General features: G+C 45.0%; 26 protein-coding genes and 2 other annotated features. All 26 genes read right to left on the bottom strand.

The window, feature by feature from the left end; genetic code table 11:
* Window positions 1-53: 53 nt before the first annotated feature.
* The gene (gene rpoB / locus K3G25_RS19220) at window positions 54-3,635 is read right to left on the bottom strand and encodes a DNA-directed RNA polymerase subunit beta (RefSeq protein WP_003156440.1); all 3,582 of its coding nucleotides are present in this window, start codon (window positions 3,633-3,635) and stop codon (window positions 54-56) included.
* A gap of 244 nt (window positions 3,636-3,879) precedes the next feature.
* A complete protein-coding gene (locus K3G25_RS19225; protein ID WP_021494149.1) occupies window positions 3,880-4,485 on the bottom strand; it encodes a class I SAM-dependent methyltransferase in 606 nt (201 codons plus the stop codon).
* A 91-nt stretch (window positions 4,486-4,576) separates the two neighbouring features.
* Window positions 4,577-4,948, bottom strand: coding sequence for a 50S ribosomal protein L7/L12 (gene rplL / locus K3G25_RS19230; protein ID WP_003156436.1), 372 nt, complete (start codon window positions 4,946-4,948; stop codon window positions 4,577-4,579).
* Window positions 4,949-4,989: 41 nt separating this feature from the next.
* Window positions 4,990-5,490 carry a 50S ribosomal protein L10 gene (gene rplJ / locus K3G25_RS19235; protein WP_014416746.1) on the bottom strand — a complete coding sequence of 167 codons (501 nt, stop codon included), beginning with the start codon at window positions 5,488-5,490 and terminating at the stop codon, window positions 4,990-4,992.
* 63 nt (window positions 5,491-5,553) lie between these two features.
* Window positions 5,554-5,696 (bottom strand) — a sequence feature (ribosomal protein L10 leader region).
* A 48-nt stretch (window positions 5,697-5,744) separates the two neighbouring features.
* Window positions 5,745-6,443: a 50S ribosomal protein L1 gene (rplA, locus tag K3G25_RS19240; RefSeq protein WP_003156431.1), complete on the bottom strand. Its 699-nt coding sequence runs from the start codon at window positions 6,441-6,443 to the stop codon at window positions 5,745-5,747.
* Between the two features lie 94 nt (window positions 6,444-6,537).
* A complete protein-coding gene (gene rplK, locus K3G25_RS19245) occupies window positions 6,538-6,963 on the bottom strand; it encodes a 50S ribosomal protein L11 (RefSeq protein WP_003156430.1) in 426 nt (141 codons plus the stop codon).
* A 167-nt stretch (window positions 6,964-7,130) separates the two neighbouring features.
* Window positions 7,131-7,664 (bottom strand): transcription termination/antitermination protein NusG, encoded by a 534-nt coding sequence (gene nusG / locus K3G25_RS19250; protein ID WP_003156423.1) that lies wholly within the window; start codon window positions 7,662-7,664, stop codon window positions 7,131-7,133.
* A 167-nt stretch (window positions 7,665-7,831) separates the two neighbouring features.
* Window positions 7,832-8,011, bottom strand: a complete 180-nt coding sequence (secE, locus tag K3G25_RS19255; RefSeq protein ID WP_003156422.1) for a preprotein translocase subunit SecE — start codon at window positions 8,009-8,011, stop codon at window positions 7,832-7,834.
* A 32-nt stretch (window positions 8,012-8,043) separates the two neighbouring features.
* Entirely contained in the window at window positions 8,044-8,193 is a 150-nt protein-coding gene (gene rpmG / locus K3G25_RS19260) for a 50S ribosomal protein L33 (protein ID WP_003156421.1), read from the bottom strand.
* 85 nt (window positions 8,194-8,278) lie between these two features.
* Window positions 8,279-8,935 (bottom strand): RNA polymerase sporulation sigma factor SigH, encoded by a 657-nt coding sequence (gene sigH, locus K3G25_RS19265; RefSeq protein ID WP_003156415.1) that lies wholly within the window; start codon window positions 8,933-8,935, stop codon window positions 8,279-8,281.
* Between the two features lie 62 nt (window positions 8,936-8,997).
* Complete coding sequence (rae1, locus tag K3G25_RS19270) at window positions 8,998-9,510, bottom strand: ribosome-dependent mRNA decay endonuclease Rae1/YacP (protein ID WP_003156414.1); 513 nt, start codon at window positions 9,508-9,510, stop codon at window positions 8,998-9,000.
* Window positions 9,511-9,516: 6 nt separating this feature from the next.
* Window positions 9,517-10,266 (bottom strand): 23S rRNA (guanosine(2251)-2'-O)-methyltransferase RlmB, encoded by a 750-nt coding sequence (gene rlmB, locus K3G25_RS19275; RefSeq protein WP_003156413.1) that lies wholly within the window; start codon window positions 10,264-10,266, stop codon window positions 9,517-9,519.
* Entirely contained in the window at window positions 10,250-10,681 is a 432-nt protein-coding gene (locus K3G25_RS19280; protein ID WP_003156412.1) for a Mini-ribonuclease 3, read from the bottom strand. Before K3G25_RS19280 ends, rlmB begins: the two co-directional genes overlap by 17 nt.
* Before the next feature lie 4 nt (window positions 10,682-10,685).
* A complete protein-coding gene (gene cysS, locus K3G25_RS19285; RefSeq protein WP_003156411.1) occupies window positions 10,686-12,086 on the bottom strand; it encodes a cysteine--tRNA ligase in 1,401 nt (466 codons plus the stop codon).
* Complete coding sequence (cysE, locus tag K3G25_RS19290; RefSeq protein WP_014416745.1) at window positions 12,083-12,736, bottom strand: serine O-acetyltransferase; 654 nt, start codon at window positions 12,734-12,736, stop codon at window positions 12,083-12,085. Before cysE ends, cysS begins: the two co-directional genes overlap by 4 nt.
* Window positions 12,737-12,810: 74 nt before the next feature.
* Window positions 12,811-13,044: a binding site (T-box leader), on the bottom strand.
* A gap of 2 nt (window positions 13,045-13,046) precedes the next feature.
* A complete protein-coding gene (gene gltX / locus K3G25_RS19295) occupies window positions 13,047-14,498 on the bottom strand; it encodes a glutamate--tRNA ligase (RefSeq protein ID WP_017419470.1) in 1,452 nt (483 codons plus the stop codon).
* A 91-nt stretch (window positions 14,499-14,589) separates the two neighbouring features.
* A complete protein-coding gene (gene ispF / locus K3G25_RS19300; protein WP_003156407.1) occupies window positions 14,590-15,066 on the bottom strand; it encodes a 2-C-methyl-D-erythritol 2,4-cyclodiphosphate synthase in 477 nt (158 codons plus the stop codon).
* A complete protein-coding gene (gene ispD, locus K3G25_RS19305) occupies window positions 15,059-15,757 on the bottom strand; it encodes a 2-C-methyl-D-erythritol 4-phosphate cytidylyltransferase (RefSeq protein ID WP_017419469.1) in 699 nt (232 codons plus the stop codon). Before ispD ends, ispF begins: the two co-directional genes overlap by 8 nt.
* 12 nt (window positions 15,758-15,769) lie before the next feature.
* A complete protein-coding gene (locus K3G25_RS19310) occupies window positions 15,770-16,870 on the bottom strand; it encodes a PIN/TRAM domain-containing protein (RefSeq protein ID WP_003156403.1) in 1,101 nt (366 codons plus the stop codon).
* Window positions 16,871-16,983: 113 nt separating this feature from the next.
* Window positions 16,984-18,066 carry a DNA integrity scanning diadenylate cyclase DisA gene (gene disA / locus K3G25_RS19315; RefSeq protein WP_003156401.1) on the bottom strand — a complete coding sequence of 361 codons (1,083 nt, stop codon included), beginning with the start codon at window positions 18,064-18,066 and terminating at the stop codon, window positions 16,984-16,986.
* A 3-nt stretch (window positions 18,067-18,069) separates the two neighbouring features.
* Window positions 18,070-19,449, bottom strand: a complete 1,380-nt coding sequence (radA, locus tag K3G25_RS19320) for a DNA repair protein RadA (protein WP_014416742.1) — start codon at window positions 19,447-19,449, stop codon at window positions 18,070-18,072.
* A 93-nt stretch (window positions 19,450-19,542) separates the two neighbouring features.
* Window positions 19,543-21,975 (bottom strand): ATP-dependent protease ATP-binding subunit ClpC, encoded by a 2,433-nt coding sequence (clpC, locus tag K3G25_RS19325; protein ID WP_007410388.1) that lies wholly within the window; start codon window positions 21,973-21,975, stop codon window positions 19,543-19,545.
* Window positions 21,972-23,063: a protein-arginine kinase McsB gene (locus K3G25_RS19330; RefSeq protein ID WP_014416741.1), complete on the bottom strand. Its 1,092-nt coding sequence runs from the start codon at window positions 23,061-23,063 to the stop codon at window positions 21,972-21,974. Before K3G25_RS19330 ends, clpC begins: the two co-directional genes overlap by 4 nt.
* A complete protein-coding gene (locus K3G25_RS19335; protein ID WP_003156397.1) occupies window positions 23,063-23,620 on the bottom strand; it encodes a protein-arginine kinase activator protein McsA in 558 nt (185 codons plus the stop codon). The genes K3G25_RS19330 and K3G25_RS19335 overlap by 1 nt, the downstream gene beginning before the upstream one ends.
* 13 nt (window positions 23,621-23,633) lie before the next feature.
* Window positions 23,634-24,101 (bottom strand): transcriptional regulator CtsR, encoded by a 468-nt coding sequence (gene ctsR, locus K3G25_RS19340; protein WP_232489474.1) that lies wholly within the window; start codon window positions 24,099-24,101, stop codon window positions 23,634-23,636.
* Window positions 24,102-24,303: hypothetical protein (locus tag K3G25_RS19345; protein ID WP_025854070.1), on the bottom strand; the 202-nt coding region annotated here is incomplete at its 5' end.

Genomic DNA, 24,303 nt, shown 5'->3' on the forward strand with positions numbered 1-24,303 from the left:
CTCCCTTTTTATCTTCGGATTAACCGATGTCACTTGCCTTTATCAATCAGAGACTATTCTTTCGTTACTGCGTCACGTTCAACGTCTGGAGATGCTGTTTCTTCCGGCGCTTCATCACCTGATAATGCAAGGCCGTCAGCCTGTTTCGCATCTTCCTCGTCTTCTAGATCTCTCATTTCTATTTCTTCTTCATCGCCTGAAAGGATTTTCACGTCCATACCTAAGCTTTGAAGCTCTTTGATCAATACTTTGAATGATTCCGGAACACCAGGCTCTGGAACATTGTCGCCTTTGACGATGGCTTCATATGTTTTCACACGTCCGACCACGTCATCGGACTTCACAGTCAGGATTTCTTGAAGCGTGTAAGCTGCGCCGTAAGCTTCAAGCGCCCAAACCTCCATCTCACCGAAACGCTGTCCGCCGAATTGGGCTTTACCGCCGAGAGGCTGCTGCGTAACAAGTGAGTAAGGACCTGTAGAACGGGCATGAAGTTTATCATCAACCATGTGCGCCAGTTTGATCATGTACATGATTCCGACTGATACACGGTTGTCGAACGGTTCTCCCGTACGGCCGTCATAAAGAACTGTTTTAGCGTCTCTTGACATGCCTGCTTCTTCAAGTGTTTCCCACACATCTTCTTCACGCGCGCCGTCAAATACAGGTGACGCGATGTGAATGCCGAGGTAGCGGGCAGCCATACCCATGTGAAGTTCTAATACCTGACCGATATTCATACGTGATGGTACACCCAGCGGGTTAAGCATGATATCGATCGGCGTGCCGTCAGGAAGGTAAGGCATATCTTCTTCAGGAAGAATCTTCGAGATAACCCCTTTGTTTCCGTGACGTCCGGCCATTTTATCACCTTCAGAAATCTTACGTTTCTGAACGATATATACGCGTACAAGCTGGTTCACTCCCGGAGGAAGTTCGTCGCCGTCTTCACGGTTGAAGACTTTTACGTCGTGGATAATTCCGCCGCCGCCGTGAGGCACACGGAGAGAAGTATCACGGACTTCACGCGCTTTTTCTCCAAAGATCGCATGCAGAAGGCGTTCTTCAGCCGTAAGCTCAGTTACACCTTTAGGCGTTACTTTACCTACGAGAAGGTCTCCGTCGTTGACTTCCGCACCGATACGGATAATTCCGCGGTCATCAAGATTGCGGAGCGCGTCTTCCCCTACGTTTGGAATATCGCGGGTGATCTCTTCCGGCCCAAGCTTTGTATCACGTGCTTCTGATTCATATTCTTCAATGTGAATAGATGTGTATACATCATCTTTCACAAGGCGTTCACTCATGATGATGGCATCCTCATAGTTGTAACCATCCCATGTCATGAAGCCGACCATTACGTTGCGGCCGAGAGCAAGTTCACCAAGCTCCATTGAAGGTCCGTCAGCAAGGATTTCTCCTTTGACTACTTCATCGCCGACACTGACGATCGGACGCTGGTTGTAGCACGTACCTTGGTTGGAGCGGACAAATTTCAGCAAGCTGTACTTATCCAGGTTGCCTTTTACTTTTTGGCCGTCAATTTCTTCATAGCGGCGCACCCATACGTTTTTCGCTTCCACCCGTTCAACGATACCAGGGTGTTTACAAATAACGGCTGCACCGGAGTCTTTACCGGATACATATTCCATACCCGTTCCGACGATCGGAGCTTCCGGCTGCATCAAAGGCACAGCCTGACGCTGCATGTTCGCTCCCATGAGGGCGCGGTTCGAGTCATCGTTTTCCAAGAACGGAATACATGCTGTCGCAGCAGAAACAACCTGTTTAGGAGATACGTCCATGTAATCCACGCGGTTGCGGGCTACAACGGTGTTTTCCCCTCTGAAACGCGCTACGATGCTGTCATCCAAGAAAGAACCGTCATCGCTCAGCTTAGCATTCGCTTGGGCTACGACATAGTTATCCTCTTCATCAGCAGTCAGGTAGTCGATTCTAGGCGTTACTTTTCCTGTTTCAGGATCAACGCGGCGGTATGGCGTCTCAATGAAACCAAAGCGGTTTACTTTCGCAAATGATGACAATGAGTTGATCAAACCGATGTTCGGGCCCTCAGGCGTTTCAATCGGACACATACGGCCATAGTGAGAGTAGTGAACGTCACGTACTTCCATACCTGCGCGCTCACGTGTCAAACCGCCCGGTCCGAGAGCTGACAGACGGCGTTTGTGCGTCAATTCAGCAAGCGGGTTCGTCTGATCCATGAATTGAGAAAGCTGTGAGCTTCCGAAGAACTCTTTAATAGACGCAATAACAGGTCTGATGTTAATCAGCTGCTGCGGCGTGATTGTATTTGTGTCTTGAATAGACATTCTTTCACGTACGACACGTTCCATCCGGCTTAAACCGATACGGAATTGGTTTTGCAGGAGCTCACCTACAGAACGCAGACGGCGGTTTCCGAGATGGTCGATATCATCAGTGTCGCCCACTCCGTGCAGGAGGTTGAAGAAGTAGCTGATAGAAGAAATAATATCAGCAGGCGTAATGTTTTTAATCGCCTCTTCGATGTAAGCATTGCCGATCACATTGATCGTCTGCTCTCCTTCTGCATCGGTAGGAGCATAGATTTTAATGGATTGAAGCATCACTTCATCCTCGACGACGCCGCCGTTAGGATAAAGTTTTCTGAAGCCGATTCCATTTTCTAAGTATGGCAGTACTTTATCAAGTGTTCTTCTGTCAAGAATCTGCCCTTTTTCAGCGAGAATTTCACCGGTTTCCGGATCCACCAGTGTTTCTGCAAGTCGCTGGTTAAACAGGCGGTTCTTGATATGAAGCTTTTTATTAATTTTATAGCGTCCTACATTCGCAAGGTCGTATCGCTTCGGATCGAAGAAACGGGAATCCAGCAAGCTTTTTGCGTTTTCTACTGTAGGCGGCTCTCCGGGACGAAGGCGCTCATAGATTTCAAGAAGCGCTTTGTCACTGTTTTCAGTGTTGTCCTTATCCAGTGTATTGCGGAGATATTCGTTCTCACCAATGAGATCGAGAATCTCTTGGTCGGAACCGAAGCCGAGAGCACGCAAAAGAACCGTAACCGGCAACTTACGTGTGCGATCAATGCGGACATACACAACATCTTTCGCATCAGTTTCGTATTCTAACCATGCGCCACGGTTTGGAATGACAGTCGCGGTAAAACCTTTTTTACCGTTTTTGTCTACTTTACCACTGAAATATACACTTGGAGACCGAACAAGCTGAGATACGATAACACGTTCTGCACCGTTGATGATAAAAGTACCGGTATCTGTCATAATAGGGAAATCACCCATGAAGACATCCTGGTCTTTTACCTCTCCAGTTTCTTTGTTAATTAAACGAACCTTCACTCTCAGCGGAGCTGAGTAAGTCACATCACGTTCTTTTGACTCTTCAACGGGATACTTAGGATCTCCTAAACTGTAGTCAATGAACTCAAGAGAGAGGTTACCAGTGAAATCCTCAATTGGTGATATGTCTTGAAACATCTCTCTAAGACCCTCATCAAGAAACCACTGATAAGAAGAGGTTTGAATTTCAATGAGATTTGGTAATTCTAACACTTCGCTAATGCGAGCATAGCTTCTGCGCTGGCGGTGTCGTCCATACTGAACTAGTTGACCTGTCAACTGATTCACCCCTCAAATCATGCGTATTATATGTGTAATAAGCATCTCTTACGATAAAGAAATACTTTTACAAGACAAAAGAAAAAAGGGTTTCTAATTAAGAAAACCACATCCAAAAACAAATACCGATTTTATTAGCATTTCCATGTTTGTATAATTTATACATGCACTATGATTATTTCAGCATATCATGCAAAATATATACATTGGCATTTTACAATATTAACATAGCTGAAAATTCAAGTCAAACTTTTTTTGCTTTTATGATATAATAGCCTTTCTTTTTTTGAACCACAGAAACTTCGTCAAAAAGCTCCTTCAGTTTTTCAATGGCAGAAGGCCCGCCCTGTTTTTTCTGTATAACGATCCACAATTCACCTGAAGCCCTTAAATGCTCAGCGCTTTTTTCAAAAATGGCATGGACAACTTTTTTTCCGGCGCGGATTGGGGGGTTTGTAATAATAGAAGCAAATGTTTGAGCAGAATCAATATTTGAAAATAAATCACTCTGATAAATCCGAACGTTTTTTATTCCGTTTTTTTCTGCATTTTCATTTGACAGCTCTACGGCTCTTCCATTCACGTCAATCATGTGCACGGTCCGGTCTGTAAATGCACCGGCGAGTGACAGACCGATCGGGCCGTAACCGCAGCCTGCATCCAGGAAGTCACCATCAATCTCCGGCTCTTCAAACGCTTCAATTAAGACACGCGAACCGAAATCAACTTCCTTTTTCGAGAAAACGCCGCTGTCACTTGTGAATGTATAAGATCTGTTCCGCAGTGTAAATGACCATGTCTGTTTATCGCTTTTAACTGAAGGTTTTTCTGAATAATAGTGTTCACTCATTATTAGAACCTCCTTTTATAATGGCACTTAAAGAAAAGCAAAGAAAAAGCCCGCCTCATAAAAGCGAGCTTCCCCTACAGGCAAGTGAAGATTACTTAACTTCTACAGAAGCGCCAACTTCTTCAAGTTTAGCTTTAAGCTCTTCAGCTTCTTCTTTCGCAATACCTTCTTTAAGTGGTTTTGGAGTGTTGTCAACAAGTTCTTTAGCTTCTTTCAAGCCAAGACCAGTGATTTCACGAACAACTTTGATAACTTTGATTTTCTGAGAACCTGCACCAGCAAGGATAAGGTCGAATTCGCTTTGCTCTTCAGCAGCGCCGCCAGCAGCAGCTCCGCCAGCTACAGCTACAGGAGCAGCAGCAGTTACGCCAAATTCTTCTTCGATTGCTTTTACTAGGTCGTTCAATTCAAGTACAGTTGCTTCTTTAACGGAAGCAATGATTTCTTCGATATTTAAAGCCATTTGAAATTCCTCCATTTGTTTTATTTTAGGGTAAAATCAGATTAAGCGCCTTGTTCTTCCTTTTGTTCTGCAACTGCTTTAGCTGCAAGTGCAAGGTTGCGAACTGGAGCTTGAAGTACGCTAAGCAACATAGAAAGTAAGCCATCGCGTGAAGGAAGTTCAGCAAGAGCTTTCACTTCTTCAACAGAAGATACTTTTCCTTCGATAACGCCCGCTTTGATTTCCAGAGCTTCGTGATTCTTCGCGAACTCGTTAAGAACTTTTGCCGGAGCGACAACATCTTCAGTACTGAATGCGATCGCATTCGGTCCAGTTAAGACATCATTCAAACCATCAAGTTCAGCTTGTTCAACCGCACGGCGAGTCATTGTGTTTTTGTACACTTTGAACTCTACGTTAGCTTCGCGAAGCTGTTTACGGAGTTCAGTTACTTCAGAAACGTTAAGTCCGCGGTAGTCAACGATGATCGTTGATTTGCTTTCTTTCAGCTTAGAAGCAATCTCTTCAACAACAACTTTTTTTGTATCAATTGCGCTGCTCATGGTTACACCTCCTGTAGATTTTGTGTAACACTTATACCGCTAGGTGATCACGACTGTGACGACGATTTCATATAAAAAGCCTCCATGTGGACATGGAGGCTGTATATACAAGCATACGTAACGTAATAGCTGTGATATATATACACCTCGGCAGGATATTAAGCCTCAACGGCCCCTGCTGTCTACGGTATAAATGACATATTATATTTTACAACATTTTGAATCATATCAGAATGCTGATCTAAAGTCAAATATTATTTTACGTTGAAAGTAGAAGCGTCTACTTTGACACCAGGGCCCATAGTAGAAGTAACGGCAACGTTTTTCACGTAAACACCTTTAGCCGCAGCCGGTTTTGCTTTCAGGATTGTATCATACATTGTTGTGAAGTTCTCAACAAGTTTTTCATCCTCGAAAGAAACTTTTCCGATCGGAACATGGATGTTACCAGCTTTGTCAACGCGGTATTCTACTTTACCAGCTTTGATTTCGCCGATTGCTTTTTCTACTTCGAATGTAACAGTTCCTGTTTTAGGGTTTGGCATAAGACCTTTTGGTCCAAGCACACGGCCGATTTTACCGACTTCACCCATCATGTCAGGAGTCGCAACGATTACATCGAATTCGAACCAGCCTTGCTGGATTTTCGCGATGTAATCAGAATCGCCAACGTAGTCTGCACCGGCAGCTTCAGCTTCTTTTGCTTTTTCGCCTTTAGCGAATACAAGCACGCGCTGAGTTTTACCAGTTCCGTTAGGAAGTACAACTGCACCGCGGATTTGCTGATCGTTTTTACGAGGGTCAACCCCTAAACGAAAAGCAACTTCAACTGTAGCGTCGAATTTAGCTGTGTTTGTTTTTTTAGTAAGCGCCACTGCTTCAGCGACGTCGTAAGCTTTCGCACGGTCTACAAGCTTCGCAGCTTCAACGTACTTTTTACCTTTTTTAGCCATTTTAAAATTTCCTCCTTATGTGGTTATAGCGGAATAACCTCCCACGAATAAGGGTTGCGAACTTGTGAAAACTCGCAACCCGACAAGAAACAAATTAATCCTCGATAACGATACCCATACTGCGGGCAGTACCTTCAACCATGCGCATTGCCGCTTCAACGTCTGCTGCGTTTAAGTCAGGCATTTTCGTTTCAGCGATTTCGCGAACCTTATCGCGCTTAACGGTTGCCACTTTATTACGGTTTGGTTCACCAGAACCAGACTCAATTCCAGCTGCTTTTTTAAGCAATACTGCAGCAGGCGGAGTTTTTGTAATAAATGTAAATGAACGGTCTTCGTAAACCGAAATTTCAACAGGAATGATTAAACCAGCTTGGTCAGCTGTACGAGCGTTAAACTCCTTACAGAATCCCATGATATTTACACCGGCTTGACCTAGTGCAGGTCCAACTGGCGGCGCTGGGTTAGCTTTTCCAGCAGGAATTTGCAATTTTACAACTTTTACTACTTTTTTAGCCACGAGACACACCTCCTTAAGTCCGTGATGTGGTAATAGGGTAAACCCTCCCACTCAAGGTTTCATTCTTTATATGAATGACGAAATATCAAGCTAGCTGCCTTGGATTAGTCCAAGACGTACCTTTGCTATATTATCATTAATATATAGCAATTTCAAGTTTTTTCACATTACAATTTGTCGATCTGGGTAAATTCCAGTTCAACCGGCGTTTCACGGCCGAACATGTTAACGAATACTTTCACTTTGCTCTTATCATAATCAATCTCTTCAATTGATCCTGTAAAGTTGGCGAAAGGTCCGTCTATGACTTTGACTGTCTCATTCAATTCAAAATCAATGTCGGTTTTCCGCTCATCCATGCCCATGCGTTTTAAGATGGTTTCCGCTTCGCCAGGAAGAAGCGGAGTCGGCTTTGAGCCTGAACCGGCTGATCCGACGAATCCGGTAACGCCCGGCGTGTTGCGGACCACATACCAGGAATCATCAGTCATGACGATTTCAACAAGCACATAACCCGGGAACACTTTCTTTTTGACTACTTTTTTCTTGCCGTTTTTAATATCAGTCTCTTCTTCTTCAGGGACGACAACGCGGAAAATTTTATCCTGCATTCCCATTGATTCCACACGTTTTTCAAGGTTTGCTTTTACTTTGTTTTCATAACCGGAATACGTATGAACAACATACCAATTCTTTTCCATTCTATCAGGACTCTGCAGTCCTTCCCTCCCCGCATTTAAAAATGAAGTGTAAAACAAAAAATAGGCTCAGGGCCTATGAATCCTTTTTTCAACAACACAATAAAAAACCCGCTGAACGGGTTTTGGCAAACGATATTATGATCTATTATAGCACGTATTGCTGATCATTATTCAACTATTAAACGAATTAATTGAGAAATTCCTGTATCAAGGAGGGCAAAAAAGATAACAAAAAAGATAACCGTTGAAATCACCGTGATCGTATAGCGCGTTAACTCTTTGCCTTTAGGCCAGCTAACCTTTTTCATTTCTTTCCCAACATCTTTAAAGAAACTCATCATGCGCATGTAAAAGACCTCCACAATTTAAAAAGCGAACACTATTTTGTTTCTAAATGAGCTGTATGTGAATTGCAAGTGCTGCAGTACTTCTTAACTTCTAACCGCTCAGCCGCTGATGCAGAGCTTTTCATTGTCGTATAATTACGATTTCCGCATGTTTTGCATGCCAGCGTAATCTTTTTTCTCATGTCGTTACACCTTTTCCTAAACATTCATTTATCTTAATAAAATAGCACAGTCAGAAAAATTCTGTCAATATGACACAGAAACCTGCTACAGGCTGATCTCTCTTATTTCTAAATACTTTTCAAGCTTGCGCTTCACGCGCTGCAGGGCATTATCGATTGATTTTACGTGTCGGTTTAAGTCATCTGAAATCTCTTGGTAACTTCTTCCGTCCAAATACAGAACAAGCACCTTTCTCTCCAGATCGCTCAGCAGTTCTCCCATTTTCATTTCGATATCATCAAATTCTTCCTGATTAATAATCATCTCTTCAGGATTTAACGTTTTAGCGCCTGAAATGACATCAAGCAGTGTTCTGTCAGATTCTTCATCAAAAATAGGTTTGTCTAAAGAAACATAGGAATTTAAAGGAATGTGTTTCTGACGGGTAGCTGTCTTTATTGCGGTAATAATCTGGCGGGTAATGCATAATTCTGCAAAAGCTTTAAATGAAGTGAGCTTGTCCTCTCTAAAGTCTCGGATAGACTTATATAAGCCTATCATCCCTTCCTGTACAATATCTTCTCTGTCGGCCCCTATTAAAAAATAAGACCTTGCTTTCGCCCGTACAAAATTACGGTACTTCGTAATCAAGTAATCTAACGCATCACTATCCCCAACATGAACCTTTTCAATGACCTGCTCGTCCTCCAACTGGCAAAATTGCACTTTGTTGAACTTTCCCTTGCTGTTCTGTAGATTCACTGCGATCCCCCCGGCGCACGTAGATAGAAATATTATACATTAATGGGCGAAAAAGCGTCAACCTAATCCAGACCGCCTCGGCGCCACTTTTCAAACGTTTTCAAAACCTCTTCGGACAGCTCGATTTTACCCGGTGGTTTTTCAGAAGTGATCTTTGAAACCCGCCTTTGAATCCGGCGTTCTATCGTATCCACTTCCCTCAGGAGCTCCCGGGCGGATTTGCGGAGAGCCCCTTGTCCGAAAATCGCCCACTGCTCCGTATAATCGGAAGTTGCGACATGAATCTGTGTCGCAATATTGTTTAGCGCCTGGGCAAGCTTCTCGATCCGCTCATCCGCCGTCTCATTCTCCCGTGTGAAAATCACTTCGACTCTGTGATTCGTTTGTTTTTTCTCTATGCCTTTTACCAGGTGTGCGTCAAACACCACAATGACTCTGATTCCCGTGTAGGACTGATATTCCGCCATCTTCTGGATCAGTACATCTCTCGCTTCTTCAAAACTGTTCGCTTTTAAATCCTTTAGCTGCGGCCAAGCTCCAATCATGTTGTATCCGTCTACTAACAGGATGTCCATCTGTCTTCATTCCCCTAAAGGATTGCGCTTCCGGTAGACTTCATACATGAGAAGGCCGGCCGCTACCGACGCATTCAGAGACGTGACTTTTCCGGCCATCGGAAGCTTAATGAGAAAATCACATTTCTCTTTCACAAGCCGCCCCATTCCTCTGCCTTCGCTTCCGATAACGAGCGCCAAAGGCATCTTGCCGTCCATAGAGCGGTAGTCTTCCCGGGCGGATGCATCCGTTCCGACGACCCAAATCCCCCGCTCCTTCATTTCATCAAGTGTCCGGGCAAGGTTGGTCACCTTCACGACGGGAATGTGTTCAATCGCACCGGTCGAAGCTTTTGCGACCGTCGAAGTCAGTCCGACCGCTCTGCGTTTCGGAATCACGATGCCGTGTGCACCGACAGCGTCAGCCGTTCTCATGATGGAACCGAGATTATGAGGGTCTTCCAGCTCGTCCAGTATGAGAAAGAAAGGCTGTTCGTTTCTCTCTTCCGCTCTTTTATATAATTCGTCTAATTGTGCATATTCATATGCCGCCACCTGGGCGACAACACCCTGATGCTGCCCCTCCACCATCTGATCGAGTTTTTTCCTCGGTACAAATTGAATGGTGACGCCGCGCTTTTTAGCAAGCTCCATAACTTGCTGCGCCTGTCCTTTTACTGTGTTTTCCGCCATCCATAACTTATACAGCTTGCGATCTGACTTTAACGTCTCAATCACAGCGTTTTTTCCTATGACGTAATCATGTTGCTGACTCATTTGTTTTCCTCCCTGACGTCCCGACTTGTATAGCCTCAGCAATCAGCTGATTCAGTCTTTCTTCTCTTTTCTCAAGAAAAAGGTATCCGAGTAAAGCCTCAAAAGCTGTACTATGGCGGTACGTCTGTACATCTGTGTTTTTAGGCGTCGTCCCTGATTTCGCGTTTCTGCCTCTTCTCAGCACGGCTTCCTCTTCCTCCGTGAAAAAGGATTCGTCCTGAAGGCGGAACAATATGTCTGCCTGTGATTTTGCCGATACAATCCGGCTCGCCTTCTTATGAAGGTCATTCGGTTTCGTAAAGCCCTGCTTAAGCAGGTGATGCCGGACGTATATTTCAAAAATGGCATCACCCATATAAGCAAGCGCAAGACCGTTTAACTGCTTTGAATCTTTGATTTGTTCAAATTGAAGCATCCGCTTACTCTCCCCGCTTCCAGCGAGTTCCCTGGGCCGTATCTTCAAGAATGATATTCATGCTTTTCAGCTGATCGCGAATCTGGTCTGACAAAGCAAAATCGCGATTGCGGCGGGCTTCATTTCTCTTCTCAATCAACTCTTCAATCTCTTCGTCGACAAGCTCTTCTTCGCCGAGCGTAAGTCCGAGAACAGATCCGATTCTGTCAAACATGCTGATAAAGGCTTTAATGACGTGATCCGCCGTATTGTCTTCCTGCATGTAGTAATTGGCGAGCTTCGCCAGATCAAACCAAACGGAAATCGCATTCGCCGTATTAAAATCATCATCCATTGCTTCTTCAAACGCAGTGCGGTGCTCTTCAATTTTAGCGAGCCATTCCTCATCATTGTCAGTCAGATTCGTGCTGCTAATCAAACGATGGTTTAAATTACTGTAGGCCGTCTTCAGGCGGTTAAACGCGTTTTTTGTTTTCTCAAGCAGCTCTTCCGAATAGTTGATCGGGTGGCGGTAATGAACGGACAGCATGAAAAATCTCAAAAGCTGCGGGTCATATTGCTTAATGATATCGTGCACCAAAACAAAGTTGCCGAGAGATTTTGACATTTTCTCATTATCGATATTGATATATCCGTTGTGAAGCCAGTATTTTGCGAATGTCTTGCCTGTTAATGCTTCAGATTGGGCGATTTCGTTTTCATGGTGCGGGAATGTCAGGTCCTGACCGCCGGCATGAATATCGATTTCGTCACCCAAATACTTTTTCACCATTGCGGAGCATTCAATATGCCAGCCCGGGCGGCCTTTTCCCCAAGGGCTATCCCATGAAATTTCTCCGTCCTTAGCAGCTTTCCAAAGAGCAAAGTCCAGCGCATCCTCTTTCTTCTCGCCGACACGGATACGCGCGCCTGATCTGAGTTCATCAATTGATTGCTGAGATAGCTTGCCGTAGCCTTCGAAGGCCCTTGTTTTGAAATAGACGTCGCCTTCTGATTCATAAGCGTAGCCTTTTTTAATCAGCTCGCTGACAAATTCAATAATGGCGTCCATGTTTTCCATGACCCGGGGATGAAGATCCGCTTTCCGGCATCCGAGGGCGCCCACGTCTTCAAAATACGCTTTAATGAACCGCTCAGAAACGGTCGGGACGTCCTCGCCGAGCTCGTTGGCCGCCTTAATCAGTTTGTCGTCAACATCGGTGAAATTCGATACGTATTGAACATCGTATCCTTTATACTCCAAATAGTTGCGTACGGTATCATACACAATCGCCGGACGGGCGTTTCCGATATGAATATAGTTGTATACAGTCGGTCCGCACACGTACATTTTTACTTTGCCTTCCTCAAGAGGAACGAATGTTTCCTTTTTCCGTGTCAATGTATTATAAAGTGTAATGGTCATTTTTGGTTGATCCTTTCTTTTTTATCTTCCAGTTCAGCCTGCAGTTCAAAAATCTGCTGCTCCAATGCTCTAAACCGGTCAGCAACCGGATCGGGCAAGTCTTGGTGATTGAGATCGCGTTTGATTTTTCTTCCGTTCCGAATGACGACTTTCCCCGGTATGCCGACAACGGTCGAAAAGTCGGGAACATCACGAAGCACAACGGAGCCGGCCCCTACTTTAGAACCCTGCCCGACCGTAATAGAGCCGAGCACCTTCGCTCCGGTTGCAATTAAAGCATCATCTTTTATGGTCGGATGCCGCTTCCCCTTTTCTTTTCCCGTTCCCCCGAGAGTGACACCTTGGAATACCGTCACGTTATTGCCGATTTCACATGTTTCCCCTATGACGACCCCCATACCGTGGTCAATGAAAAACCTTCTCCCGATGGTCGCGCCGGGATGGATTTCAATTCCGGTAAAGAAACGGGCAATCTGTGATATCAGGCGCGCCAGGAAGAAAAATCTCCGTTTATATAAAGCATGTGCAATCCGATGCGCCCATATAGCATGTAAACCAGAATAAGTTAAAACAACTTCGAAATAGCTTCTTGCTGCCGGATCTTGATCGAACACTGTATCTATGTCTTCTTTTAGCATTTTAAAAAACACATGCTTCCCCCCATTCTCTCCCCGCTCCAGTCTGTTTTTCCGCCTATAAAAAAAGCGCCTCTGCATGTAAACATGACAGAGACGCTTTTACCGCGCGGTTCCACTCTGTTTGAAAAACAAGTCACTGTTTTCCCAACTTAAAAGCCGGTAACGGCGGCGGCCGCCTTTAAATACTGATTTCCGCAGAAATGTTCTTCAAAGGTCTTAAGGGCGCACTTCTAAAACATGACGCATGAATCTCTCTCAGCCGATGAAGATTCTTTCTGTAATGGTCATTGTTTTATACTCTTCCCTGTCAACAATCGTATATTTAAATGCTTTTCAGGCGTCTTACGGCTGTTTCTCTGCCGATCAGCTCAATGGCCTGCGGAAGCTCCGGACCGTGTGTCTGACCGGTAACCGCTACACGAATCGGCATGAACAGCTTTTTGCCTTTATGGCCTGTTTCTTTCTGAACAGCCTTGATTGAGGCTTTGATCAGCTCAGGCGTAAATTCTTCAAGCTCTTCAAGCTTCGCAGCAAATACGCTGAGCACTTCAGGCACCTGTTCTTCTTCCAGAACGGCTTTTGCCTCTTGATTATACTCGATCTCATCTTTAAAGAACAAATCAGTCAGCTCGACAATTTCAGCGCCGTAGCTCAATTGCTCATGGTAAAGAGAGATTAATTTACGAACCCATTCCTGCTCTTCGGCAGAAAGCTCAGTGCCGACTTTACCTGCTTTTTGCAGGTGCGGCAGGGTCAGCTCAACAACTTGATCAAGATCCAGCGCTTTGACGTATTGGTTGTTGACCCATTTCAGTTTATGCATATCAAACAGAGCCGGTGACTTAGACAAACGATTTACATCAAAAATGTCAATGAATTGTTCTCTTGTGAAAAGCTCTTCTTCACCGACGGGAGACCAGCCGAGAAGTCCGATAAAGTTAAACAGCGCTTCAGGCAGGTAACCCAGCTCATCATACTGCTCAATAAACTGGATAATTGATTCATCACGTTTACTTAATTTTTTGCGGCTTTCGTTCACGATAAGCGTCATATGTCCGAAGACAGGAACATCCCAGCCGAATGCCTGGAAAATCATGATCTGTTTCGGTGTATTTGAAATGTGATCCTCACCGCGGAGCACGTGCGTCATTTTCATTAGGTAATCGTCAATCGCGACGGCAAAGTTATACGTCGGTGTTCCGTCTTTTTTGACGATGACAAAGTCGCCGATGCCGTCTGATTCAAAAGAAATCTCGCCTTTTACGATATCGTTAAATGCGATGATTTTCCCTTCCGGCACGCGGAAACGGATGCTCGGCTGTCTGCCTTCGGCTAAAAACTGCTCCTGCTCTTTTTGAGTCAGGTTTCTGTGTTTGCCGGAATAGCGCGGCATTTCCCCGCGGGCGATTTGCTCTTCACGTTCTTTCTCAAGTTCTTCTTCCGTACAGAAACATTTATAAGCTAGCCCTTTTTCAAGAAGCTCTTCATAGTACTCTTTGTAAATGTCGTTACGCTCAGACTGGCGGTACGGGCCGTATTCTCCGCCGACATCCACACTTTCATCCCAGTCCATGCCGAGCCATTTCAAATAGTTGAGCTGGCTTTGCTCTCCGCCTTCAATATTTCGCTTTTTGTCCGTATCCTCAATCCGGATAATAAACTTTCCGCCTTGGCTGCGGGCAAATAAATAGTTAAAAAGCGCCGTTCTGGCGTTACCGATATGCAAATGTCCGGTCGGACTCGGTGCATAACGAACGCGTACTTCATTTCCCATGTTCAAATACTTCCTTTCATCTCGTCTGTAGCCTCTAGCCGAATATATGTATCTATTCTACCACCAAATAGACCGGGCATCAAAACAATGATCAGGCTTTTTGGATCAGAACGGTTGCCTGAGCGGCAATTCCTTCGGCTCTTCCGGTAAACCCGAGCTTTTCTGTCGTCGTTGCTTTTACGTTTACTTGAGAAACGTCCGCCTCAAGGCCTTCCGCTATCCGTTTTCTCATAGCATCAATATGCGGCGCCATTTTCGGCTTTTGCGCAATAATCGTGCAGTCTATATTTCCGAGTACGTATCCTTTTTCTTTAACAATGTTCCAAACATGCTGAAGCAGCTTAAAAGAATCCGCATCTTTGAATTCCGGATCAGTATCCGGGAAATGCTTGCCGATATCTCCTTCACCTGCCGCTCCGAGACACGCGTCTGCGACTGTATGCAGCAATACATCAGCATCTGAATGTCCGAGCAGCCCCTTTTCATAAGGAATTTCAATTCCGCCGATGATGAGAGGACGGCCTTCCGTTAATTGATGCACATCAAATCCTTGTCCGATTCTAAACATTATGATTCCCACTTTCCGCTTTCATGATTGCTTCCGCGGATATCAGATCATCCGGCGTTGTCAGCTTAATATTGGTATAGCTGCCTTCAACGATACTCACCTGATATCCATCAAGACGCTCGACGAGGCTGGCGTCATCCGTCCCTAAGAAGCCTTTGTTTTCCGCTTCCATATGCGCCGTCTTCAATAAAGAAAGACGAAAAGCCTGCGGCGTTTGAACGGCCCACAAGCTTGAACGATCAAAGGTCTCCGCAACCCGGGAGCCTTCCGCCCGTTTTATCGTGTCTTTCACAGGAACAGCCAGGACAGCCGCTCCCGCCTCCTCTGCTGTTTCAACGAGCTTATCGATATGCTGATGTGTGACAAACGGGCGCGCTCCGTCATGAACAAGGACGACCGATTCCTTATCAATCACTTTCAGTCCTTCGTATACACTGTGCTGACGCTCCGCACCTCCGGTAACAAGCTCAATTTCCGTCTGAATCGGAAATTGGGCCAGCAGCTGGCGAAAATCTTCCCGTTCACTCTCGTTTATCACCAGGATTATTTTCTGACAGGGTGCGTGGCTTTCAAAAACCCGCAGTGTGTGTATAATAACAGGCGCACCTTTTAAGCTGATGAACAGCTTATTTTTCCCGGCCTTCATCCGTTTTCCTTGTCCGGCAGCCGGAATAACGACAACATACTCCATATGAACTCCCTCTTAAAGAGCTTTCTCAAGCAGCTTGGGCTTGGCAAAAATCATTCGTCCCGCCGCTGTCTGCAGTACGCTGGTTACGAGCACATCAATATGTTTCCCTATATAATTGCGGCCTTCTTCCACAACAATCATCGTCCCGTCATCCAAGTAAGCCACACCTTGATTATGCTCTTTCCCATCCTTAATCACCTGCACATTCATCTCTTCGCCCGGAAGCACAACCGGCTTCACCGCGTTTGCAAGGTCATTAATATTCAGTACCGCAACCTTCTGAAGCTCACATACTTTATTTAAATTAAAATCATTCGTCACAACGACGCCGGATGTCAGCTTCGCAAGTTTGACAAGCTTGCTGTCAACCTCCTGAATGTCTTCGAAGTCGCCTTCATAAATTTCAACCGTAATATCCAGTTCCTTTTGAATGCGATTCAAGATATCCAGTCCGCGGCGTCCTCTGTTACGTTTTAAAACATCTGAAGAATCAGCGATATGCTGTAATTCCTCCAGCACAAATTGAGGAATGACAATGACGCCTTCTAAAAAGCCCGTCTGACAAATATCTGCAATTCTCCCATCAATAATAACACTTGTATCCAAGATTTTCAGCCTTTTATCCTGTTCCTCCTGCTCCTCATCAGCACTTCCCTTTTTCTTCTGCATTCTTGCAGAAATGGAGAAAAGACTGATCAGTTCATCCTTTTTCTTAAATCCGACTTGGAAGCCCAGGTAACCGAGAAAGAAAGCCAGAAAGACCGGAATGATGGTGCTGAATATACGGTACGGAATATTGTCCAGCGGAATCACGTTTACAATGAGATATGCGATGATAAGTCCAAAAACCAATCCGAGACTCCCGAATAACAGATCCGGCACCGGAGCTCTCAGCAAAGAATCTTCAATCCATTTTACCCAATTAATCACATATTCTGTCGTCCATATACTGATGAGAAAAAAGATAATAGCACCAATTGCAGCAGACGTATATGCGTTTGTTATTAAAGGTATGTCCTGTATATTTGACAGCACAAACAATTCAGGTATTAAAAAGATACCGACAACGCCGCCCACAATAATGAAGAACGCCTGAACTATTCGTTTTAACATACCTCCACCTCCTTTTAAGTAGCATTTTTTCAGCAGACTGTCAGAGCCTACAAATTCAGAATAAACAAAAACTAACAATAATATACCCGGATTCCGACAGGTTTAAGCGATTCTTAAAGCTGTCTATCTATATAGTGTTTTTCCTGAAGGCGTTTTAAGCCTTTTTTGATTTTTTGGGCGCGCACTTCTCCGATACCCTCGACATCATCAAGCTCTTCCACAGTGGCTTCCGTTATGCTTGGCAAAAATCCGAACGCCTCAACCACATTTTCAACAATCGGCATCGGCAGACGCGGAATTTTGTTCAGCAGCCTGTATCCTCTCGGGAGCACATAATCATCAAGATTCGTAGAAGCCGGATATCCAAGCAGCTTAAACAGAATGGAATCATCAAGCAGATCATAGCTGGACATATCCTGAAGCTCTTTTAACAGCACGAACGGATCTTTGATTTTTTCTTTGACATAGTCTTTGATGAAAAGTGCCGCCTCTTCTTCCATGTCCGTAATCAGTTCAATCACCTGCAGACGGATTAAGTGGCCTTCCGTTCCGAGTTCTTTAATATACATATTGATTTCATTTTTTATTCGGAGCACCATTTCATACCGATGCATGACGGACAGCACGTCACTGAATGTCACAAGCTCCTCAAACTCTAATGCGTTTAAAGCCGTAATCGTTTTGTCTAAAATGGTTTTATACTTCTCAAGCGTTTGAATGGCCTGATTTGCCTTTGTTAAAATAAATCCTATGTCCTTTAGTGTGTACTTCATGCTGTCCTGATATAACGTAATGACATTTCTGCGCTCAGAAATGGCAATGACGAGACAGCCGGTCTGCTTCGCCACCCGTTCCGCCGTACGGTGCCTCATTCCCGTTTCTGAAGAAGAAATGGTCGCCTCCGGCATAAGCTGCGTATTCGCATAAAGAATTTTCTGGCCGGAATCACTTAAAATAATGGCACCGTCCATTTTGGCCAGCTCGTATAAGTGAGCGGGCGCAAATGATGTATTAATATGAAAACCGCCATCGACGACTTGCTTTACCTTATCATTGTATCCGACAACAATCAGGCCGCCTGTATTTGCCCGAAGTACATTCTCTATCCCGGCTCTGAGCGGGGTGCCCGGTGCAACGAACTGCAGAATTGCAGACAGGTCAAGCTCTTGTTTCGCCCCTTTTTTCTCTTTTTCCATCTATTATGATCCTCCTAATGAAGTACGAAGCGCTTCTGCAACATTTGCTACTCCGACAACCTCAATCCCTTTTGGTATTGTCCACCCGTCTGCATTCGCCTCAGGTATGATCATGCGCTTGAAGCCGAGTTTCGCCGCTTCTTTTACGCGCTGTTCGATTCTTGACACCCTGCGGACTTCTCCTGTCAGACCCACTTCACCGATAAAGCAATCTGCGGGATTCGGCGGTGTATCTCTGAAGCTTGAGGCAATGCTGACGGCTACTGCCAAATCAATCGCCGGTTCATCCAGTTTGACCCCGCCGGCGACCTTTAAATACGCATCTTGATTTTGAAGCAAAAGACCCACCCGCTTCTCAAGCACAGCCATAATTAACGACACCCTGTTGTGGTCAATGCCTGTAGCCATGCGGCGCGGGTTTCCAAAACTGGTCGGTGATATGAGCGCCTGAATTTCAACCAGGATCGGTCTCGTTCCTTCCATTGACGCAACGATACTCGAACCTGATGCCCCGGCAGAACGCTCTTCCAAGAATATTTCAGAAGGGTTCAGCACCTCCGTAAGCCCCTCTTCCCGCATTTCAAAGATGCCCATTTCATTTGTGGAGCCGAAACGGTTTTTTACGGCCCGCAAAATACGGAATGTATGGTGCCGCTCTCCTTCAAAGTATAGAACGGTATCGACCATGTGCTCAAGCAATCTCGGCCCTGCGATCGATCCTTCTTTTGTGACGTGTCCGACGATAAAAATAGGTATGCCGTTTGTTTTCGCGATTTTCATCAATTCGGCCGTACACTCTCTTACTTGTGATACACTGCCGGGAGCTGAGGTTATATCACTTTGGTACACGGTCTGAATGGAGTCTACGACAACAAATGCGGGTTTCATCTCTTGTATAGCAGACGAAATATACTCCATATCGGTTTCAGATAAAACATGTAACATTTGGCTGTTGATTCCAAGTCTGTCGGCACGCAGCTTCGTTTGCTTCACGGATTCTTCCCCTGAAATGTAAAGCACGCTGCCGGCCGTATCTGCTAATTGTGCGGATACTTGGAGAAGGAGCGTTGATTTTCCGATCCCGGGATCGCCGCCGATTAATACTAACGAGCCCTTCACAACGCCGCCGCCAAGCACTCTGTTGAATTCTTCGAGCTTTGTGTGAACGCGGGGTTCTTCCGATGTTTCAATTGATGTAATGGGTGATGGTTTCTGGACGGTTTGAACGGAGTGGGAGAAAGCCGCCCGCCGATTCGCCGGCGCTTTTTTTATGGTTTCTTCCACCATTGTATTCCAAGCCCCGCAGCCCGGGCACTTTCCCATCCATTTTGCGGATTCATAACCGCATGAGTGGCAGATGAATTTTGTTTTTGATTTAGCCATATATGTTGTAAGACCTCTTCCTTATCGAATATTTCTCTATATAACAAAGTGAGGCATACACTCGCTTACGTATGCCTCATGTTTGTCACTATATTAGTTCGTTTTAGCAGTTGTTTTTACGACAAATTCGCCGTCCTCAACATCAAGAACAATGTGCTGGCCTTTATCAATATTGCCTCTGAGGAGTTCTTCTGATAATCGGTCCTCCACATGCTTTTGAATCGCTCTTCTTAACGGACGTGCGCCGTATTCCAAATCGACGCCCTCTTCTGCTACTTTTGCTTTTGCAGCATCCGTCAGCTCGATAGAGAGATCTTGTTCTTTCAGACGTTTTGTTAACTGATCAGACATAAGCGACACGATGTCTGTAAGATGTTTTTTCTCAAGGGAGTGGAAGACGATAATTTCGTCAATCCGGTTGATAAACTCAGGCCTGAAGGCACGCTTCAGCTCTCCCATGACTTTGTCTTTCATGTCTTTATGGTTTTGTGATTCATCCTGCACATTGAAGCCCACATATTTGTTGCGTTTCAGCTCGCTCGCTCCGACGTTTGACGTCATAATCAGGATCGTGTTGCGGAAATCCACAGTGCGTCCTTTTGAATCAGTCAAGCGTCCGTCTTCAAGCACTTGCAGGAGAATGTTAAACACATCAGGGTGCGCTTTTTCAATTTCATCAAGCAATACGACAGAGTATGGTTTTCTTCTCACTTTTTCTGTCAGCTGGCCGCCTTCATCATAGCCGACATATCCCGGAGGAGAACCGACAAGACGTGAAGTCGAGTGTTTCTCCATGTATTCGGACATATCCACTCTGATCATCGCTTCCTCATCACCGAAAATGGATTCCGCCAGCGCTCGTGCCAGCTCTGTCTTCCCAACGCCTGTAGGGCCTAAGAAGATGAATGAACCAATCGGGCGTTTCGGGTCCTTCAGACCGGCTCTTGCACGTCTGACAGCCTTTGCAACGGCTACAACAGCTTCATCCTGGCCGATGACGCGGGAGTGCAGAATGCTTTCCATATTGAGAAGCTTATCTGTCTCCGTTTGGGCAATTTTAGATACGGGCACCCCGGTCCAGCTGGATACAACCATCGCAATATCCTCTACAGAAACTTCGGAGTTCTCCTGGCCTTGTTTTTCTTTCCACGTTTTTTTCGTGTCTTCCACCTGTTCTCTCAGGCGCTGCTCCGTATCACGAAGGGAAGCCGCTTTTTCAAACTCCTGGCTCTGAACGGCAGCGTCTTTTTCCTTGCGAACTTCATCGAGTTTCTGCTCCAGCTCTTTTAAGTTCGGAGGCGTTGTGAAAGAACGGAGACGCACTTTTGAACCGGCTTCATCAATTAAATCGATCGCTTTATCCGGAAGGAAGCGGTCAGAAATATAACGGTCGGACAATTTTACCGCCGCTTCAATCGCTTCATCGGTAATGGATACGCGGTGATGCGCTTCATAGCGGTCACGGAGCCCTTTTAAAATTTGAATGCTTTCATCGGCTGACGGCTGATCCACCTGAATCGGCTGGAAACGGCGCTCCAGAGCCGCGTCTTTTTCGATATATTTACGGTATTCATCAAGCGTTGTCGCACCGATGCATTGAAGCTCTCCGCGGGCCAGTGAAGGTTTTAAGATATTCGATGCGTCAATCGCACCTTCTGCTCCCCCCGCTCCGATCAGTGTATGCAGTTCGTCAATGAATAAAATAATATTGCCGGCCTGACGTATTTCATCCATTACTTTTTTCAAACGGTCTTCAAATTCTCCGCGGTATTTCGTACCGGCTACAACCGTACCCATGTCTAATGTCATTACGCGTTTATCACGTAAAATTTCCGGCACTTCATTATTGATGATCTGCTGTGCGAGGCCTTCAGCAATCGCAGTTTTACCTACACCCGGTTCTCCGATAAGAACGGGGTTATTCTTCGTTCTGCGGCTTAATACCTCAATAACACGCTGAATTTCTTTGCTTCGGCCGATAACCGGATCAAGACTGTCTTCCTTCGCAATCGCAGTTAAATCACGCGCCAGACTGTCCAGTGTCGGCGTGTTTGCATTGCTGTTCGTACCGGATGCAGAAGATCCCGTCTCATTGCTTCCCAGAAGCTGCAGCACCTGCTGTCTCGCCTTATTCAAGCTGACACCGAGATTATTCAGAACTCTCGCGGCCACGCCTTCTCCTTCACGAATCAGTCCGAGAAGTATGTGTTCTGTTCCCACATAAGAATGTCCTAGCTTTCTGGCTTCATCCATGCTGAGCTCAATGACTTTTTTTGCTCTTGGCGTATAATGAATCGTTTGAGACATTTCCTGTCCCCGTCCGATTAAGCTCTCCACTTCTTTCTGAATTTTATCCGAACCGAGTCCGAGTGCTTGGAGTGCTTTAGCTGCAATCCCTTCTCCTTCACGAACCAGACCTAATAAGATATGTTCAGTTCCAATATTGTTATGGCCTAAGCGCAGTGCTTCTTCCTGTGCCAGTGCCAATACCTTTTGAGCTCGCTCTGTAAACCTTCCAAACATCATATCGAATCATCCTCCTGTCTATTTGCACTCATTTCTAAATGCAGCCTTTCCCTGATAAGAGCCGCTCTTCTCGCGTCTCTTTCGTTCGGCCGTAATGCACCGCCCGAATATTGTTGGAGAAAACCCGGCTGTGTCAAAATCATCAGTTCATTAAGTATATTGCTTGATAGCCCTTTGATGATCCCCAGGTCTATCCCCAGCCGAACGTCAGAAAGGCATTTCGCCGTTTCCTTTGATTCAATCATACGGCAGTTGGATAAAACACCGTAAGATCTGAATACCCGGTCCTCCAATTCAATTTTCGAGGTTTGGTAAAGCGCTTCTCGGGCTGAACGTTCCTGCTCAATCAGCTGGGCAGCCACACTGTTTAAATCATCTACAATGTCCTGTTCTGATTTTCCGAGTGTGATTTGATTTGAAATTTGAAAGATATTTCCTAATGCTTCGCTGCCTTCACCGTAAATTCCTCTAACAACTAAGCCTAATTGGTTAATTGCCGGTATAATTCGATTCATTTGCCTAGTTAATACAAGGCCCGGCAAATGCATCATGACTGAAGCCCTTAGTCCCGTCCCTACATTTGTAGGACAGCTTGTTAAGTACCCTCTCTTCTCTCCAAAGGCGTAATCCACTTTCTCCTCAATCCAGTCATCAACCTGGTTTGCCGCTTTTATGGCGTTGAGAAGCTGGAAGCCGGGGAAGAGGCATTGAATTCTGATATGATCTTCTTCATTTAACATAATGCTGACTTCTTCATTTTCAGAAAGCAGACAGCCGCCAAAAGGAGATTCCGTTAAATTCGGGCTGATGAGATGTTTCTCCATCAGCACCCGTTTTTCCAAAGGCTGAGCTTCACTCATTCTGATTAAATGAAATTGACCGATATCAGGCAGTTCTTTTCCTGAAAAATGATCTTCGAATTGCTGAATGATGGATGAGGCTTCTTCATTCGTATACCTGGCAGGAAACTTTATATTTTCAAAGTTTCGGGCCAACCGTATACGGCTGCTGAGTACAATGTCACTTTCAGGTCCCTCTTGCTTCATCCAATTGCTTAGTGCGTCCTGAATAAAATGCTTGAGCGACATTACCCTTGTTCCCCCTCACTGTCTGTACTTTTTAATTCCTGCTCTAACGATCGGATCTGATCCCTGACCTCCGCTGCCCTTTCAAACTCTTCGTGGTGTATTAAAGATTCAAGTTCTTTTTTTAACATTTCCATTTGCCGTCTTACATGCAGGTTTCCGCCTATTCGTTTTGGAATTTTCCCGGCATGCACCGTATTCCCGCTGTGAACTTTTCGCAAGATCGGCGTAATTTGGCTGTAGAACGTATCGTAACATTCCGCACAGCCGAAACGCCCTGTTTTTCTCAGCTGCTGAAACGTCATACCGCATTTCTTACAAGCTGTCCCTTGCTCTGAATAGCCGAACATTTGAGAACCGGTGTTTTGAAATGAAGACTCCATATTCAGCAGCCCTGATAATAAATTATGAATCGAGAACCCTTGGTTTCCACTTATACTGTATGAATCGCTATTTTCTTTTGCACATTGTTCACAAATATGAACTTCTTGTTTTTCTCCATTAACAACTTTCGTAAAGTGAAAAGTGGCCGGTCTCTCATTGCATTCTTGACAAATCAATCTTTTCACCCGCTTACTTTAGTTTTAAAGATGTGAGCATTGCTTTCATCATTCTGGCTCTTAGTTCATCCCGTTCGGGCAAATCAATATATAGAACTGAACGATCCATTACACTCACCATCATTTTAGCTTCTCTTTCCGAAATAACTCCGTCCTCTAACAGTCTGAGAATAATGTCATCAGAGGCTGCCTGGGACAAGTGGGTATGAATCTGCTGCGAAATAATATTGTTGATGAGGACGACTTCGTTATTCATTTTAATTTTGATAATACGAATATAACCGCCGCCTCCCCGTTTACTTTCAACAATATATCCTCTTTCACTTGTAAACCTGGTGTTGATGACATAATTTATTTGGGAAGGAACACATTGAAATTTATCAGCGATTTCACTGCGTTTGATCTCTAAAATTTCTTTGCCATTTTGATCTAATACTTGTTTCAAGTACTGTTCAATGATGTCAGAAATATTATGTCCCACTCAACCCCCTCCTTTATTGACTTTGACTATATTTGACTTTAATCTTACTATAAGGTGTTTCGCAAAATTTTTCAACTGTATCGCTCTATCTCTATTATTTCCACTTTGCACAAGCATAAAACCTGCTTTTGCAAAAAGGCATATCGTTACGTTTCTCATATTATATAACGTATGCAAAAAAACACAAAAAAGGCAGCTCATG

Source organism: Bacillus sp. FCW2 (assembly GCF_021228595.1).
Taxonomy (GTDB): domain Bacteria; phylum Bacillota; class Bacilli; order Bacillales; family Bacillaceae; genus Bacillus; species Bacillus velezensis.